The organism is Serratia sp. CY47280 (assembly GCF_052168655.1).
GTDB lineage: Bacteria > Pseudomonadota > Gammaproteobacteria > Enterobacterales > Enterobacteriaceae > Serratia > Serratia bockelmannii.
Window position 1 is genome coordinate 504,350 of sequence record NZ_JBJNMG010000002.1, and the last position, 14,612, is coordinate 518,961.

At 63.3% G+C, this 14,612-nt stretch carries 15 protein-coding genes and 1 pseudogene; 9 read left to right on the forward strand and 7 right to left on the reverse strand.

Annotated features, from left to right (window positions below; genetic code table 11):
* Positions 1 to 2: 2 nt before the first annotated feature.
* From uca to urtE, 7 genes are read left to right on the forward strand one after another with little or no spacing between them, the layout of a single operon-like run.
* A complete protein-coding gene (gene uca, locus ACJ8J4_RS11870) occupies positions 3 to 3,623 on the forward strand; it encodes an urea carboxylase (RefSeq protein WP_197835272.1) in 3,621 nt (1,206 codons plus the stop codon).
* 14 nt (positions 3,624 to 3,637) lie between these two features.
* Positions 3,638 to 4,348, forward strand: a complete 711-nt coding sequence (locus tag ACJ8J4_RS11875; RefSeq protein WP_043137204.1) for a GntR family transcriptional regulator — start codon at positions 3,638 to 3,640, stop codon at positions 4,346 to 4,348.
* Between the two features lie 35 nt (positions 4,349 to 4,383).
* Entirely contained in the window at positions 4,384 to 5,652 is a 1,269-nt protein-coding gene (gene urtA, locus ACJ8J4_RS11880) for an urea ABC transporter substrate-binding protein (protein ID WP_025302020.1), read from the forward strand.
* Positions 5,653 to 5,708: 56 nt separating this feature from the next.
* The gene (urtB, locus tag ACJ8J4_RS11885; RefSeq protein WP_038629048.1) at positions 5,709 to 7,289 is read left to right on the forward strand and encodes an urea ABC transporter permease subunit UrtB; all 1,581 of its coding nucleotides are present in this window, start codon (positions 5,709 to 5,711) and stop codon (positions 7,287 to 7,289) included.
* Positions 7,289 to 8,365: an urea ABC transporter permease subunit UrtC gene (gene urtC / locus ACJ8J4_RS11890; RefSeq protein WP_025302022.1), complete on the forward strand. Its 1,077-nt coding sequence runs from the start codon at positions 7,289 to 7,291 to the stop codon at positions 8,363 to 8,365. Before urtB ends, urtC begins: the two co-directional genes overlap by 1 nt.
* Positions 8,362 to 9,168 (forward strand): urea ABC transporter ATP-binding protein UrtD, encoded by an 807-nt coding sequence (gene urtD, locus ACJ8J4_RS11895; protein ID WP_015377102.1) that lies wholly within the window; start codon positions 8,362 to 8,364, stop codon positions 9,166 to 9,168. Before urtC ends, urtD begins: the two co-directional genes overlap by 4 nt.
* Before the next feature lie 12 nt (positions 9,169 to 9,180).
* Positions 9,181 to 9,879 carry an urea ABC transporter ATP-binding subunit UrtE gene (gene urtE, locus ACJ8J4_RS11900; RefSeq protein ID WP_046686646.1) on the forward strand — a complete coding sequence of 233 codons (699 nt, stop codon included), beginning with the start codon at positions 9,181 to 9,183 and terminating at the stop codon, positions 9,877 to 9,879.
* A 7-nt stretch (positions 9,880 to 9,886) separates the two neighbouring features.
* Here urtE and ACJ8J4_RS11905 read toward each other — a convergent pair whose 3' ends face one another.
* Positions 9,887 to 10,186, reverse strand: coding sequence for a type II toxin-antitoxin system RelE/ParE family toxin (locus tag ACJ8J4_RS11905; RefSeq protein ID WP_049295232.1), 300 nt, complete (start codon positions 10,184 to 10,186; stop codon positions 9,887 to 9,889).
* A complete protein-coding gene (locus ACJ8J4_RS11910; protein ID WP_043136944.1) occupies positions 10,171 to 10,434 on the reverse strand; it encodes a type II toxin-antitoxin system ParD family antitoxin in 264 nt (87 codons plus the stop codon). The genes ACJ8J4_RS11905 and ACJ8J4_RS11910 overlap by 16 nt, the downstream gene beginning before the upstream one ends.
* A gap of 134 nt (positions 10,435 to 10,568) precedes the next feature.
* Here ACJ8J4_RS11910 and ACJ8J4_RS11915 point away from each other — a divergent pair, with 134 nt between their 5' ends.
* A complete protein-coding gene (locus ACJ8J4_RS11915) occupies positions 10,569 to 11,081 on the forward strand; it encodes a DUF2165 family protein (protein ID WP_004939438.1) in 513 nt (170 codons plus the stop codon).
* Between the two features lie 21 nt (positions 11,082 to 11,102).
* Here ACJ8J4_RS11915 and ACJ8J4_RS11920 read toward each other — a convergent pair whose 3' ends face one another.
* The 5 genes and pseudogenes from ACJ8J4_RS11920 to ACJ8J4_RS11940 form a co-directional block, all read right to left on the reverse strand.
* Positions 11,103 to 11,615, reverse strand: coding sequence for a GNAT family N-acetyltransferase (locus ACJ8J4_RS11920; protein ID WP_049208922.1), 513 nt, complete (start codon positions 11,613 to 11,615; stop codon positions 11,103 to 11,105).
* A 24-nt stretch (positions 11,616 to 11,639) separates the two neighbouring features.
* Positions 11,640 to 11,945 (reverse strand): type II toxin-antitoxin system RelE/ParE family toxin, encoded by a 306-nt coding sequence (locus tag ACJ8J4_RS11925; RefSeq protein ID WP_028127915.1) that lies wholly within the window; start codon positions 11,943 to 11,945, stop codon positions 11,640 to 11,642.
* A 1-nt stretch (position 11,946) separates the two neighbouring features.
* Positions 11,947 to 12,207 (reverse strand): type II toxin-antitoxin system Phd/YefM family antitoxin, encoded by a 261-nt coding sequence (locus tag ACJ8J4_RS11930; RefSeq protein ID WP_016928576.1) that lies wholly within the window; start codon positions 12,205 to 12,207, stop codon positions 11,947 to 11,949.
* Between the two features lie 68 nt (positions 12,208 to 12,275).
* Positions 12,276 to 13,511 (reverse strand): FAD-dependent oxidoreductase, encoded by a 1,236-nt coding sequence (locus ACJ8J4_RS11935; RefSeq protein WP_142590643.1) that lies wholly within the window; start codon positions 13,509 to 13,511, stop codon positions 12,276 to 12,278.
* Between the two features lie 76 nt (positions 13,512 to 13,587).
* Positions 13,588 to 13,896: pseudogene (locus ACJ8J4_RS11940) on the reverse strand (DUF4865 family protein); the annotation flags it as partial.
* 287 nt (positions 13,897 to 14,183) lie between these two features.
* Between ACJ8J4_RS11940 and ACJ8J4_RS11945 the strand changes: the two are divergent.
* Positions 14,184 to 14,582 (forward strand): hypothetical protein, encoded by a 399-nt coding sequence (locus ACJ8J4_RS11945; RefSeq protein ID WP_049203899.1) that lies wholly within the window; start codon positions 14,184 to 14,186, stop codon positions 14,580 to 14,582.
* The last annotated feature ends 30 nt before the right edge of the window (positions 14,583 to 14,612 follow it).

The following is a 14,612-nucleotide window of genomic DNA, read 5'->3' on the forward strand; positions in this document are numbered from 1 at the left end:
ACATGTTTACTACCGTACTGATCGCTAACCGCGGCGAAATCGCCTGCCGCGCCATTCGCACCCTGAAACGCCTGGGCGTAACCAGCGTGGCGGTCTATTCCGACGCCGACCGCAATGCGCCGCACGTCGCCGAGGCCGACAGGGCGGTGGCGCTTGGCGGCGACAAGGCCGCCGACAGTTACCTGCGCATCGACAAGATCCTCGCGGCGGCCGCGGCCACCGGAGCGCAGGCGATCTACCCCGGCTACGGCTTTTTGTCCGAGAGCGCCGAGTTTGCCGACGCCTGCGAGGCGGCGGGCATCGCCTTTATCGGCCCGACGGCGGCGCAGATGCGCGAGTTCGGCCTCAAGCACCGGGCGCGCGAGCTGGCGGCGTTGGCCGGGGTGCCGATGACGCCGGGAACCGGCTTGCTGGAGAGCGTTGAGCAGGCGGTCGCCGCCGCTGCGCGCATCGGCTACCCGGTGATGCTGAAAAGCACCGCCGGCGGTGGCGGCATCGGTCTGACGCGCTGTGACGACGAGGCGGCGCTGCGCGACGCGTACGACAGCGTCAAACGGCTGGGAGAGCAGTTCTTCCGCGACGCCGGCGCCTTTATCGAACGCTTCGTCGATCGGGCGCGCCACGTCGAGGTGCAGATTTTCGGCGACGGCCAGGGGCGGGTGGCGGCGCTCGGCGAGCGCGACTGTTCGCTGCAGCGGCGCAACCAAAAGGTGGTGGAGGAAACCCCGGCGCCGCATCTGCCGGCGGCGACCCGCCAGGCGCTGCACCGGGCGGCGGTGGCGCTGGGCGAGTCGGTGAATTACCGCAGCGCCGGCACCGTAGAATTTATCTATGACGCCGCGCGCGACGAGTTTTATTTCCTGGAAGTGAACACCCGCTTACAGGTCGAGCACCCGGTCACCGAAATGGTCACCGGCCTGGATCTGATCGCATGCATGCTGCAGGTGGCGGCGGGCGACGCGCTGGATTGGGCGGCGCTGCAGCGCGCGCCGCAGGGCGCGGCGATCGAGGTGCGCCTCTACGCCGAAGATCCGCTGAAAAACTTCCAGCCCAGCCCCGGCGTGCTGACCGAGGTGCATTTCCCTGACGACGTGCGCCTCGACGGGTGGGTGGCGACCGGCAGCGAAGTGTCGGCGTTTTACGACCCGATGATCGCCAAGCTGATCGTGCACGGCGCCGATCGGGCGCAGGCGCTGGAAAAATTGCGCGTGGCGTTGGCGGCGACCCGTTTGCACGGCATCGCCACCAACCTCGACTATCTGCGGCAGGTGATCGCCACGCCGCAATTTCAGCGCGGCGACGTCTGGACGCGCCTGCTGGACGATGTGCGTTTCCAGCCGCACTGCCTCGAAGTGCTGCAACCCGGTACCTACAGCAGCGTGCAGGATTATCCCGGCCGCCTCGGCTATTGGGACATCGGCGTGCCGCCGTCCGGCCCGATGGACGACTTCGCGTTTCGGCTGGCCAACCGCATCGTCGGCAACCACCCGGCGGCCGCCGGGTTGGAGTTTACCCTGCAGGGGCCGACGCTGCGCTTTCACTGCGACGCCACCCTCGCACTGACGGGCGCGAGCTGCCCGGCCGATCTGGATGGCGAGGCGGTCGCCTACTGGCGGCCGATCGCGGTGCGGGCCGGGCAGGTATTGACGCTGGGGCGTGCTACGCAAGGCTGCCGCACCTATCTGGCGGTACGCAACGGCTTTGACGTGCCGGTGTATCTCGGCAGCCGCTCCACCTTCGCGCTGGGCCAGTTCGGCGGCCACGCCGGGCGCACCTTGCGGGTGGCGGACATGCTGGCGATCGCCCAACCGGCGCTGGCGGCCAGCACTACGCCGGCGCCGATCGCCGCGCCGCAGGCGATGGACGACAGCCTGATCCCGCACTACGGCGACCAGTGGCACATCGGCGTGCTGTACGGGCCGCACGGCGCGCCGGACTTTTTCACCGCTGAATCGATAGAGGCCTTTTTTGCCACCGACTGGCAGGTGCATTACAACTCCAACCGCCTCGGGGTGCGCCTGGCGGGGCCGAAGCCCGAGTGGGCGCGGGAGGACGGCGGCGAGGCCGGTTTGCATCCTTCCAACGTGCACGATTGCGAGTACGCCATCGGCGCCATCAACTTCACCGGCGACTTCCCGGTGATCCTAACCCGCGACGGGCCCAGCCTTGGCGGCTTCGTCTGCCCGGTGACCATCGCCAAGGCCGAGCTATGGAAAGTGGGGCAGGTGAAGCCGGGCGACCGCATCCGTTTCCATCCGATCGGCTTCCGGCAGGCGCAGTCGCTGGAGCAGGCGCAGCTCGGCAGCATCGAAGCGCTGGCGGCGGTGAAGGCCATCACCCTGCCGCCGCCGGATCTGGCCCCGGCGGAGACCGTTTCCGCCGCGGTGCTGGCGGCGCTGCCGGCGGCGGAAGGGCGCCCGGCGGTGGCGTATCGCCAGGCGGGGGACGGCTACATCCTGATGGAGTACGGCGACAACGTGCTCGATCTGGCGCTGCGGCTGCGCATTCATCTGCTGATGCAGTCGCTGCGGGAGGAGGTGATACCGGGCGTGGCGGAGCTGGCGCCGGGCGTGCGTTCACTGCAGATCCGCTACGACAGCCGGCAGATTAGCCAGGCCGACTTGCTGCAGCGCCTGCTGGCGCGTGAACGGGCGCTGGGGGACGTCAGCCGCCTGAAGGTGCCGACGCGCACCGTGTGGCTGCCGATGGCGTTCGAAGATTCGGCCACGCTGGGGGCGGTGGATCGCTATCAACAGACGGTGCGCGCCTCGGCGCCCTGGCTGCCGAACAACGTCGATTTCATTCAGCGCATCAATGGCCTGAGCCGACGCGAGCAGGTGCGCGACATTCTGTTCGACGCCAGCTACCTGATCCTCGGGCTGGGCGACGTCTACCTCGGCGCGCCCTGCGCGGTGCCGCTCGATCCGCGCCATCGCCTACTGAGCTCCAAATATAACCCGGCGCGCACCCACACCGCCGAAGGGACGGTCGGCATCGGCGGCATGTACATGTGCATCTACGGCATGGACTCGCCGGGCGGTTACCAGCTGGTGGGGCGCACGCTGCCGATCTGGAACAAATTCCTCAAAAACCCGCAGTTCACCGCCGGTGAGCCCTGGCTGCTGCGCTTCTTCGATCAGGTGCGCTTCTACCCGGTCAGCGAGCAAGAACTGGACGAGCAGCGCGAAGCGTTCCGTGAAGGGCGCATGCAGGTGCGCATCGAAGAGAGCGAGTTTGACTTCGCCGCCTACACCCGTTTCCTGGCCGACAACGCCGGGGCGATCGCCGACTTCCAGCATCGCCAGCAGCAGGCGTTCAGCGCCGAAGTGGCGCGCTGGCGCAGCGATGACGACGAGGCCGAGGCGCAGCTGTTGCCGCCGGAGGAAGAAGACGCCATCGACGGCGATCTGGTCAGCGCCGATCTGAACGGCAGCGTGTGGAAGATCCTGGTGGAACCGGGGCAGGCGGTGGCGGCCGGGCAGCCGCTGATCGTGGTCGAGGCGATGAAAATGGAGCTGGCGGTCACCGCACCGCGCGCCGGGATCGTTAAACGCATCAGCTGCCGGCAGGGGCGGCCGGTCGGGCCGGGCGACGCCCTGCTGTGGCTGGAAAAGGCGGTCTGAACGGAGGAGCGATGATGCAAATCACCAACGGAGAGCACAAGGCGCGCCCGGAGGGGCTGGCGGAGCGCATTTATCTGCAGCTCAAGGCCGACATCTTCGAGTTTCGCCTGCTGCCGGGCGATCGCTTCAGCGAAAGCGACGTGGCGCAGCGCATGGCGGCCAGCCGCACGCCGGTGCGTCAGGCGCTGTTTCGGCTGGAGCGCGAAGGCTATGTCGAGGTGCTGTTTCGCAGCGGCTGGCAGGTGCGGCCGTTCGACTTCGCCTACTTCGAAGAGCTGTACGACCTGCGCATCGTGCTGGAGCAAGAGGCGGTGAAACGGCTGTGCGAACGCCCGGCCGGGGAAACGCCGGACGCGCTGGCGGCACTGAGCCGTTTTTGGACCGAAGCGCCGCGCCTGGCGGACGGCAAGGCGGTGTCGCAGCACGATGAGCAGTTTCATCAGGCGTTGGTGGCCGCGGCGGGCAACGGCGAAATGGCGCGCATCCACCGCGAGCTGACCGAAAAGATCCGCATCATTCGCCGGCTGGATTTCACCCAGCAGGCGCGGGTGGACGCCACCTACCGCGAGCACGCCGCCATTTTGCAGGCGATCCTGCAGCGGCAAAGCGAGGAGGCGCAAACGCTGCTCGGCGAGCACATCGCCGTCAGCAAGGCAGAAGTGCGAAAAATAACGCTGCACATGTTGCACCAGGCGCGGGCTCAGCCGCCCGCGCGCTCGGCGTAACGATTTTGATTTCACACACATCAGGAGTTTGAACTATGCAACGTCGTCGTTTTATCAAAGCTTTTGCGCTGTCCGCCGCCGCTGTCGGCCTGGGCCTGGCCTGGAGCGCGCAGGCCGCCGACACCATCAAGGTCGGTATTCTGAGTTCGCTCTCTGGCACCATGGCGATTTCCGAGACGCCGCTCAAGGATGTGGCGCTGATGACCATCGACGAGATCAACGCCAAAGGTGGGGTGCTCGGCAAAAAGCTGGAGCCGGTGGTGGTGGATCCGGCCTCCAACTGGCCGCTGTTCGCCGAAAAGGCGCGCCAGCTGCTGAGCCAGGACAAGGTGGCGGCGGTGTTCGGCTGCTGGACTTCGGTGTCGCGCAAGTCGGTGCTGCCGGTGTTTGAGGAGCTGAACGGGCTGCTGTTCTATCCGGTGCAATACGAAGGCGAAGAGATGTCGCCGAACGTGTTCTACACCGGCGCGGCGCCGAACCAGCAGGCGATCCCGGCAGTGGAATACCTGCTGAGCGAGGACGGCGGCGGCGCCAAGCGCTTCTTCCTGTTGGGCACCGATTACGTCTATCCGCGCACCACCAACAAGATCCTGCGTGCCTTCCTGCACAGTAAAGGAGTGCAGGACAAGGATATCGAAGAGGTCTATACGCCGTTCGGCTACAGCGATTACCAGACCATCGTCGCCAACATCAAGAAGTTCGCCGCCGGCGGCAATACCGCGGTGATCTCCACCATCAACGGCGATTCCAACGTGCCGTTCTACAAAGAACTCGCCAACCAGGGCGTCAAGGCCACGGACGTGCCGGTGATCGCCTTCTCGGTCGGCGAGGAGGAGCTGCGCGGCATCGACACCAAACCGCTGGTGGGCAACCTGGCGGCCTGGAACTACTTCGAATCGCTGGATAACCCGACCAACAAACAGTTTGTCAGCCAGTGGAAAGCCTACGCCAAGGCGCACAATCTGCCGAATTACGCCACCGCGGTGACCAACGATCCGATGGAAGCCACCTACGTCGGCCTCCACATGTGGGCGCAGGCGGTGGAAAAAGCCGGCACTACCGACGTCGATAAGGTGCGCGCGGCGATGGCCGGGCAAACCTTCGCCGCGCCGTCGGGCTTCACGCTGACCATGGACAAGACCAATCACCACCTGCACAAACCGGTGATGATCGGCGAAATCGAGGGCAACGGGCAGTTCAACGTGGTGTGGCAGACCGAAGCGCCGGTGCGCGCGCAGCCGTGGAGTCCGTATATCGCCGGCAACGACAAAAAACCGGATTATCCGGTGAAAGGCGGCAAGTAACGTCACTCAGCGCCGGCGCGGCTCGACGCGCGCCGGCCCAACAGAAGAGGCAGCTGATGCAATCTCCGTTTTTATCCTCTCTGCGCGCCGGGCTGTGGCTGCTGTGCGCCTGGCCCCTGCTGGCGCAGGCCGGGCCGGCCGATGAGTTCGCGGCGGCCAATCGCGCGCAGCAGGCCAAACTGCTGCAGGCGTGGGCGGCCGAGCCGGACGCCGCGCGCCTGCCGCTGCTGCAGGGGCTGCAGCAGGAAACCGTGGCGATCGACGAGGCGAAGCGCGCCTTTATCCGCCAGGGCGACCGCTATCTGCCGCTTGAAGGTGAGGCGGCCCCGGTTGGCGAGCCGAAGAAAGTGTGGCTGAACAACCGGCTGCGCATTCTGATTGCCAACGCGTTGTCGGCGCAGCGGTTGGTCAGCGCGGACGCGGCGGTGCGGCTGCAGGCGGCGACCGCGCTGCAGCGCGAGGCGCAGGGCGAGCAGTTGCCGCTGTTGACCCGGCGGCTGGCGCAGGAGAAAGACCCGCAGGTACGCGACGCGCTGAGCATTGCGCTGGCGAACCTGCAATTGGCCGACGCCAGCCCGCAGGTGCGCTTCAATGCGGTGCGGCTGCTGGGGGAATCGGGCGAGCCGGAAACCCGCGCGCGGCTGCAGGCGTTGACCGACGCGGCCAATGAGCCGGACGCCGCGGTGCGCGCCGAGGCGCAGCGCAGCCTGCAGCGCGTGCAGCACCGCCTGATGATCGGCGATCTGCTCGGCCAGGCGTTCAGCGGCCTGTCGCTCGGCTCGATCCTGCTGTTGGCGGCGCTCGGCCTGGCGATCACCTACGGCCTGCTCGGCGTCATCAATATGGCGCACGGCGAAATGCTGATGCTCGGCGCCTATTCCGCCTATCTGGTGCAGGGGTTGTTTCAGCAATTTGCGCCGCAGTGGCTGGCGCTCTACCCGCTGGCGGCGCTGCCGGTGGCGTTCGCCATCACCGCCGGGATCGGCATGCTGCTGGAGCGTACGGTGATCCGCCACCTGTACGGCCGGCCGCTGGAAACCCTGCTGGCCACCTGGGGCATCAGCCTGGTGCTGATCCAGCTGGTGCGGGTGCTGTTCGGCGCGCAGAACGTCGAGGTTGCCAACCCGGCGTGGCTGTCGGGCGGCGTGCAGCTGTTGCCGAACCTGGTGTTGCCGTGGAACCGCATCGCGGTGATCGCGTTCGTGCTGCTGGTGCTGGCGTTGACCTGGCTGCTGCTGAACAAGACTCGGCTCGGCATGAACGTGCGCGCGGTGACGCAAAACCGCGCGATGGCGGCCTGCTGCGGCGTGCCCACCGGGCGGGTGGACATGCTGGCCTTCGGGTTGGGATCCGGCATCGCCGGGCTTGGCGGGGTGGCGCTGTCGCAGTTGGGCAACGTCGGGCCGGAGCTGGGGCAAGGTTACATTATCGACTCGTTCCTGGTGGTGGTGCTCGGCGGCGTCGGCCAGCTGGCGGGGACGGTGGCGGCGGCCTTCGGCCTCGGCATCGTCAACAAGATCCTCGAGCCGCAGATCGGCGCCGTGTTGGGCAAGATCCTGATCCTGGTGCTGATCGTTCTGTTTATTCAAAAGCGTCCGCAGGGGCTGTTCGCCCTCAAGGGCAGGGTGATTGACTGATGAGCCAACCATTGACCGTAACCGGCGTGCAGAAAGCGCCCCGGCTGGCGTTGAGCATCGGCGGGCTGGCGTTGCTGGCGCTGCTGGTCATGCCGTTCATGACGTTGTTGCCGGCGGATCATCCGCTGGCGGTGTCCACCTATACCCTGACGCTGGCGGGCAAGATCCTGTGCTACGCGGTGGTGGCGGTGGCGCTCGATCTGGTGTGGGGCTATGCCGGGCTGCTGTCGCTCGGCCACGGGCTGTTCTTCGCGCTCGGCGGCTACGCCATGGGCATGTACCTGATGCGGCAGGCGGCGGGCGACGGGCTGCCGGCGTTTATGGCGTTCCTCTCCTGGAACGAGCTGCCGTGGTTCTGGAGCGGCACCCAGCATTTCGCCTGGGCGCTGTGCCTGATCGTGCTGGTGCCGGGCCTGTTGGCTTTCCTGTTCGGCTACTTCGCCTTTCGCTCGAAAATCAAAGGGGTGTACTTCTCGATCATGACCCAGGCGCTGACCTATGCCGGCATGCTGCTGTTCTTTCGCAACGAGACCGGTTTCGGCGGCAATAACGGCTTTACCGGTTTCACCACGCTGCTCGGCTTTCCCATCACCGCCGCCGGCACGCGGGTGGCGCTGTTCCTGGCGACGGTGCTGCTGCTGGCCGCCAGCCTGGCCATCGGCTTTGCGCTGGCGCGCAGCAAGTTCGGCCGGGTGCTGACCGCGGTGCGCGATGCGGAAAACCGCCTGACCTTCTGCGGCTACGATCCGAAGGGCTTCAAGCTGTTCGTCTGGACGCTGTCGGCGGTGCTGTGCGGGCTGGCCGGCGCGCTCTATGTGCCGCAGGTCGGCATCATCAACCCCGGCGAAATGTCGCCGACCAACTCGATCGAGGCCGCCATTTGGGTCGCCCTCGGCGGGCGCGGCACCCTGGTGGGGCCGCTGCTCGGCGCCGGCATCGTCAACGGCGCCAAGAGCTGGTTCACCATGGCCATTCCCGAATACTGGCAGTTTTTTCTCGGCCTGATGTTTATCGTCGTCACGCTGTTTCTCCCGAAAGGAGTGATTGGCCTGCTGCGGCGGAGGAAATCCTCATGAAGGCGATGCAAGTGACCGACGAACTGTTTACTCATCCGCTGCCGGCGGACAAATACCGGCAGCAAACCGATCCGGTGCTGCAGCTCGACAACGTCAACGTCAGCTTCGACGGTTTTCGCGCGCTGACCGATCTGTCGTTGCGCATTGGCGTCGGCGAACTGCGCTGCGTGATCGGCCCCAACGGCGCCGGCAAGACCACGCTGATGGATGTGATCACCGGCAAAACCCGGCCGGACAGCGGCAGGGTGTTTTACGATCAGACCGTCGATCTGACCCGGCTGGCGCCGATGCAGATCGCCCACGCCGGCATCGGCCGCAAGTTTCAAAAACCGACGGTGTTCGAGGCGCTGACGGTGTTCGAAAATCTGGAGATCGCGCAGAAAACCCGTAAGTCGGTGTGGGCCTGCCTGCGCGCCCGCCTAAGCAGCGAACAGCGCGACCGCATCGACGAGATGCTGAAGACCCTGCGGCTGGGGCATGAGCGCCACCGGCCCGCCGGGCTGCTGTCCCACGGGCAGAAACAGTTTCTCGAGATCGGCATGCTGCTGGTGCAGGAGCCGCACCTGCTGCTGCTCGACGAGCCGGCGGCCGGCATGACCGACGCTGAAACCGACTACACCGCCGAACTGTTCCGCGAGCTGGCGGGCAAGCATTCGCTGATGGTGGTGGAGCACGACATGGGGTTTGTGGAAACCATTGCCGATCGCGTGACGGTGCTGCATCAGGGACAGGTGCTGGCGGAAGGATCGCTGGCGCAGGTGCAGGCCGATGAACGGGTGATTGAGGTATATCTGGGGCGCTGAGGAGGCGTAATCATGCTGCAGGTAGAGGAATTGAATCAGTATTACGGCGGCAGCCACATTCTGCGCGGCCTGTCGTTCGAGGCGCGCATCGGCGAGGTGACCTGCCTGCTGGGGCGCAATGGCGTGGGCAAGACCACGCTGCTGAAATGCCTGATGGGGCTGATCCCGGCGCGCAGCGGCAGCGTCCGTTGGCGGGGCGAAACCATCACCGGTAAAAAGCCGCATCAGCGGGTGCAGGCGGGTATCGCCTATGTGCCGCAGGGGCGGGAGATTTTTCCGCGCCTGACGGTGGAGGAAAATCTGCTGATGGGGCTGGCGCGTTTTTCCGGCGCCGACGCGCGCGCGGTGCCGGATCCGATCTATGAACTGTTTCCGGTGCTGCGGCAGATGAAGGATCGGCGCGGCGGCGATCTCTCCGGCGGGCAGCAACAGCAGCTGGCGATTGGCCGGGCGCTGGCCTGCCGGCCGCAGCTGTTGATCCTCGACGAACCGACGGAAGGGATCCAACCTTCGGTGATCAAGGAGATCGGCGCGGTGATCAAACAGCTGGCGGCGCGGGGCGATATGGCGATCCTGCTGGTGGAGCAGTTCTATGACTTCGCCGCCGACCTGGCGGATAGCTATCTGGTGATGTCGCGCGGCAGCATCGTGCAGCGCGGCGCCGGCAGCGCTATGGAACAGGACGGCGTCCGCGCGCTGGTGGCGATTTAACGTTGGGTCAGCTGAAAAAGGATTGGCTGAGCGGATCGCGGGAATGATGCAGCACTCTGATGATATTCACCTCCCGCCTGTGCTGTCGAAAATAAATCAGGTGGTTGGCGACGGGCAATACCCATAGGCCGGGGCCGATTGCATCGATGTTTCTGCCGAGTTGGTGGTGGCTAAGGTTATCGAAAGCCTGATGCAGGCGGCGCAGATAATCTTCGGCCACCTGCAAGCCAAAGTGCGCCAACCCGTAAAAATAGATCTCTTCCATATCGTCCAACGCTTTTGGACGAACGGTTACTCTCCTGCGCATCCTTTTGCTGTGCTCCGTATTCTTTCCATGAACACATCACGATCCCATTCGACGGCTTCGCCGCTGTTCTCTCCTTCGGCGATCAAGCGCCTAAGCTCTTCCAGTTTTGAGGCGGCGGTACGTTCGCGCAAAGTGCGCACGGATTCGCGGATGACTTCGCTGGGCGTTCGGTAATCGCCGCTGGCCACCAGGTCTTCGACGAAGCTACGCAGTTCGTCACCCAGATCTACCGTTAGTGTTCTGCCCATTGTTCCTCCTCACTTTCGGCTATGCTGCGTCATTGTAAGATTAGTTCTTACATTGTGCACGTCAAACTATCAGGATCTCAATAGCGGTCCCGTCATGAGGACGGGAGCCACCCGTTTATTCATTAAGGATAACCATGAACGAAATCACTGTGTCACGCCTCGGTTGCATCGTCCTGTCTCTGTTTCCGGCTCTGTGGGGGCTGTTCAGCCTGTTGAACAATACGGCGGATTTCGCCGGCACCGCGCGCAATGCGGTGGGGCCGCTGCTTGCCATGCAGGATACTTATCAAACGCCGGGGCTGATGTGGCGCGCGATCCGCGCCGACTGGGCCTGCATGTTGGGGTTGGCGGTCATCACCACGCTGGAAACGCTGGCCGGCCTATTCGCGGCCGCGGGCGTGGTGCTGATGATCGGGCGATTGAAAGGCCCTTACGCCGCCTTCGCCAAGGGCAAAGCCTGGGCGATGCTGGGGGCGCTTTGCGCAATTGCGGTGTGGGGCGTCGGTTTTATGGTGGTCGCCGGCGACTGGTTTATGGCCTGGCAGGCCAAGAAGGATCCGCTGGCGGTGCAGCTGGGGGCGCTGATCTACCTGGCGCCCAATGCGTTTGCCTTGCTGTTCCTGATGCTGCAGCGGGAGCCGCGCTAACGACGGCGGAGCGGGGCGCGGTTACAGCGCCTTGCTCATATACCAGATGCCTATCGAGCCCTGGGCGCTGGTGTAGCAGGTCTCGCCACAAATGCTCAATCCCTGGCGCTGATAAAAGCGTTGGGCGCCGGTGTTGCGTTGCAGCACCTCCAGCCACAGCGTCTTTTGCCGGCGCTCGATGGCCCGCTGTTGCACCTGTTCGAACAGGCGCTGGCCATAGCCATTGCCGGCATGGCCCGGCAGGAAATAGATTTTCTGCAGCTCTGCGCCACGGGTTTGCGTTGGCGCCAGCAGGCTGTCGACGTTGAGCCGCGCATAGCCGACGAGGGCGTCATTCTCATAGGCCAACAGCCAGCACACGTCGGGATCGCGCAGCGTCTGTTCCAGCGCGGAGACGGAAAAATCCTCGGCCAAAAAGGCCTCCAGCTCGTGCGGGTAGTGCCACAGCTCACCGAAGTGGGCGCGGTAGGTGCGGATGCCGATATCGCGCACTTGCGTTAAATCTTCCAGCAATGCCTGACGAACGGTGAACATCAGTGCCCCTTTGAGTAAGAAAAATTACAGCCGTTGTTCCAGATGCCGGTGAGGCACCATCGCCTGATGCAGAATGGCGAGAACGGTGATGCCGGCAGGGCGGTTGCGGTAGTAGATCCTATGGCTGGCGTAAGGAAAACTGCGTATCTCTTCGCCCAGATCGTGGAAGTGAGCTTTACCCGCTTCCGGCATATCTGCCAAATGATGCATGACCTCTCTCAACTGCTCAAGATAGCGGCGAGATTGCGCTTGGCCCCAGTGCTCGATGGTGAAATGACGAATAGCCAGCAGATCTTGTTGGGCCTGCGGGGTGAGGCGAAACGCGGGCATCTCAGTCTGTTTCATCGGTGAGCAGACGGTTGAAGAAGGCATCGCCGTCTACCGCTTTACCGGCGTCTTCCTCGGCGGTAGCCTGCGCGATTTTTTGCTGCAGTGCGCTTAATTTGAGATCTTCCAGCGCCTGGTAATCTTCTACAGACATGACGACGGCGACCGGTTTGCCGTTGCGATTGATTTGCACCGGTTCACGCTGCGCCTTGAGCAGCAAATCGCCGAATTGGGTTTTGGCCTCGTTCGCGGTGAGTGCGTACATTTAATCGCTCCAGTTAATTAAATCGTTCGATTTAACCATTATACGGCGCGATGAAAAAATCACCAATGCTATTCCGGCGGGCAGGTTTCGTTGGACAGATGCCGCGGTGTTTCACGGCGAAAACCCAGGCCGATGATGCGGCCGAACAGGCGCGGCAGCCAGCGGCTGTTGCCGACGCGGGCGATCAAGCGCGAGCCGCCCGCCGCGCGGCGTTCGCCCGGCTTGCGCTGGCTCATTTTGATCTGCAAAAACTGGATGGCGCGAGTGGGGAATTCGCGCCGGCGCTGCACGCTCAGCAGATGCTTCAGCTGCAGCCGATGCTGGCGCAGCGGCGGGATCAGGGCGTTGGCGGCGGCCACCGCGTCCTGAATCGCCAGGTTGACGCCCACACCGCCGATCGGCGACATGGCGTGCGCGGCGTCGCCGATGCACAGCACCCCCGGTTTGGCCCAGCGATCCAGACGATCGATGCGAATGCTCAGCAGTTTGACCTGATCCCACTCGACGATCTCCTGCAGGCGATCGTCCTGGAATGGCGCCACCTCGGCGAGGTGCAGTAAAAATTTCTCCAGCCCGCTGTGGCGGATCGCATCGAAGCTGCCTTTGTCGATCGAATAACCGCACTGCCAGTAGTCGCCGCGATCGATCATGATGAAGTTCTGTTTCGGCCCGGTGTGGCCCATCGACCAGGCCGGATCGCCCGGCTGCTTGCTGAGCTTCATCCACACTACGTCGCGCGGCGCGCCGAAGGATCGGCTGCTGAGCGCCGCCTGTTCGCGCACCACCGAGTTGCGGCCGTCGGTGCCGATCACCAACTGGCTGCGCACGCGGATCGGGCCTTCCGGCGTGTCGGCCAGCACGCCGCACACCTGGCCGCGGTCGTACAGCAGCTGGTGAACCTGCGTTGAGGTCAGCAGCCTGAAGTTGGGGAAGGCGGCGGCCTGCTGGGCCAAAAAGTTGAGGAACTCCCACTGCGGCATAAAGGCGATAAATTTGCAGCGCGTCGGCAGGCGGGTGAAATCCGCCAGCTTGATGTCGCGCCCGGCGACTTCGGCGTGCAGAGACTCCGCACGCTGGTGCGGCAACGTCAGCAGTTCGTCGAGCAGGCCCAGTTGGTGCATGACTTCCAGCGTCGATGGGTGAATGGTGTCACCGCGAAAATCGCGCAGGAAGTCGGCGTGCTTCTCCAGCACCGTCACGTCGATCCCCGCCCGCGCCAGCAGATAGCCGAGCATCAGCCCGGCGGGGCCGCCCCCCACGATGCAGCAGGTGGTGGCGTAAGGTGTGATCGGTGATGACGACATGGCGGTTGACCCCGGAGAGCGGCCCGCATCCCGCGAGCCGCAAGTGAATGTTTAATGTTGATAATGATTATCAATATCAAGTTTGACTGTCAACCCGCGGCGCAGTGTGGTCAAAGGGGGCGGACAGATGGCCGACGCGGAACAGTTGGCCGTTTTGCGGCCCTGCCTGCGGGGGTTCACGCCAGACATCCAGCCGCACTAACCGCCACTCGGCGGGATCGAACGCCACGATGGAGGCTAGCGCACCGGGCGCCACCTGCTGTTGGCGCCGCAGCGCAGGCAGATCGCTGTAGGGGGCGATAACCTGCTCCTGACAGGTCGCCCAGGCGGCCTCGGCCAAATGAGGGCGATCGAAATGCGTCAGCCAGTGATTGACGCGCGGCCAAACGTCGCCAGTACCTGAATCAACATGCACAGGGTAGACGGCAGCTCGCTTTTTAATCATTAAAGGCAGGGGGTGGCCAGCACCAGCAGATAATTCTTTATAGAATTTTGATAATTTCTGGCTCAGTGCGGAGGGGGGAATGTAAGAACATTTATAAAATATGTCAGATGACCGTATGTTGATTTATGTAGGTTATAAGGAGAACATTGAGATGCATCGAACTTATTAACGTACTACAATAAGATTGTAGCTTATTCTAACGCTAAGCCCCCACAAAAGGAGTTGATATGAAAAGATTTAAGACGAAGTCCTTATTGTTAAGCGTACCTGCATTGTTATTATTAGGCTGCTCAAGTTACAAAGAAAAAGATCAGCTAAAGTATGTAGTTGGGCAGGATAGTTTTACCCTAAGTCATAAATGTGTCGCCACAGCAAAGTTACAAGATAATAAAAAGACTAATCAAACCGGTGTGATTATAAATTTGAGTGACAATGACCAGTGTAAGAAAAAGTTAAACAATTTGATAAACAGCAACGAGGGTAAGGATGTTTCCGTTTATTTTAACGAAACACCAGTAACATCTCCTGTAAGAATTCATTCTAAAATAGATGTTGGCAACGGATATTATCAGTCTGTCACCAACAAAGAACTCGCTATCGACATACTCAGTGCTTACGACCAATAAGGTATAGAATAGCAACCTTATTTATAATAA

Bases quoted from the DNA above. Each gene is read 5' to 3' on its own strand.
- uca (WP_197835272.1), top strand. From the start codon at position 3: ATGTTTACTACCGTACTGATCGCTAACCGCGGCGAAATCGCCTGCCGC.
- ACJ8J4_RS11875 (WP_043137204.1), top strand. From the start codon at position 3,638: ATGCAAATCACCAACGGAGAGCACAAGGCGCGCCCGGAGGGGCTGGCG.
- urtA (WP_025302020.1), top strand. From the start codon at position 4,384: ATGCAACGTCGTCGTTTTATCAAAGCTTTTGCGCTGTCCGCCGCCGCT.
- urtB (WP_038629048.1), top strand. From the start codon at position 5,709: ATGCAATCTCCGTTTTTATCCTCTCTGCGCGCCGGGCTGTGGCTGCTG.
- urtC (WP_025302022.1), top strand. From the start codon at position 7,289: ATGAGCCAACCATTGACCGTAACCGGCGTGCAGAAAGCGCCCCGGCTG.
- urtD (WP_015377102.1), top strand. From the start codon at position 8,362: ATGAAGGCGATGCAAGTGACCGACGAACTGTTTACTCATCCGCTGCCG.
- urtE (WP_046686646.1), top strand. From the start codon at position 9,181: ATGCTGCAGGTAGAGGAATTGAATCAGTATTACGGCGGCAGCCACATT.
- ACJ8J4_RS11905 (WP_049295232.1), bottom strand. From the start codon at position 10,186: ATGCGCAGGAGAGTAACCGTTCGTCCAAAAGCGTTGGACGATATGGAA.
- ACJ8J4_RS11910 (WP_043136944.1), bottom strand. From the start codon at position 10,434: ATGGGCAGAACACTAACGGTAGATCTGGGTGACGAACTGCGTAGCTTC.
- ACJ8J4_RS11915 (WP_004939438.1), top strand. From the start codon at position 10,569: ATGAACGAAATCACTGTGTCACGCCTCGGTTGCATCGTCCTGTCTCTG.
- ACJ8J4_RS11920 (WP_049208922.1), bottom strand. From the start codon at position 11,615: ATGTTCACCGTTCGTCAGGCATTGCTGGAAGATTTAACGCAAGTGCGC.
- ACJ8J4_RS11925 (WP_028127915.1), bottom strand. From the start codon at position 11,945: ATGCCCGCGTTTCGCCTCACCCCGCAGGCCCAACAAGATCTGCTGGCT.
- ACJ8J4_RS11930 (WP_016928576.1), bottom strand. From the start codon at position 12,207: ATGTACGCACTCACCGCGAACGAGGCCAAAACCCAATTCGGCGATTTG.
- ACJ8J4_RS11935 (WP_142590643.1), bottom strand. From the start codon at position 13,511: ATGTCGTCATCACCGATCACACCTTACGCCACCACCTGCTGCATCGTG.
- ACJ8J4_RS11945 (WP_049203899.1), top strand. From the start codon at position 14,184: ATGAAAAGATTTAAGACGAAGTCCTTATTGTTAAGCGTACCTGCATTG.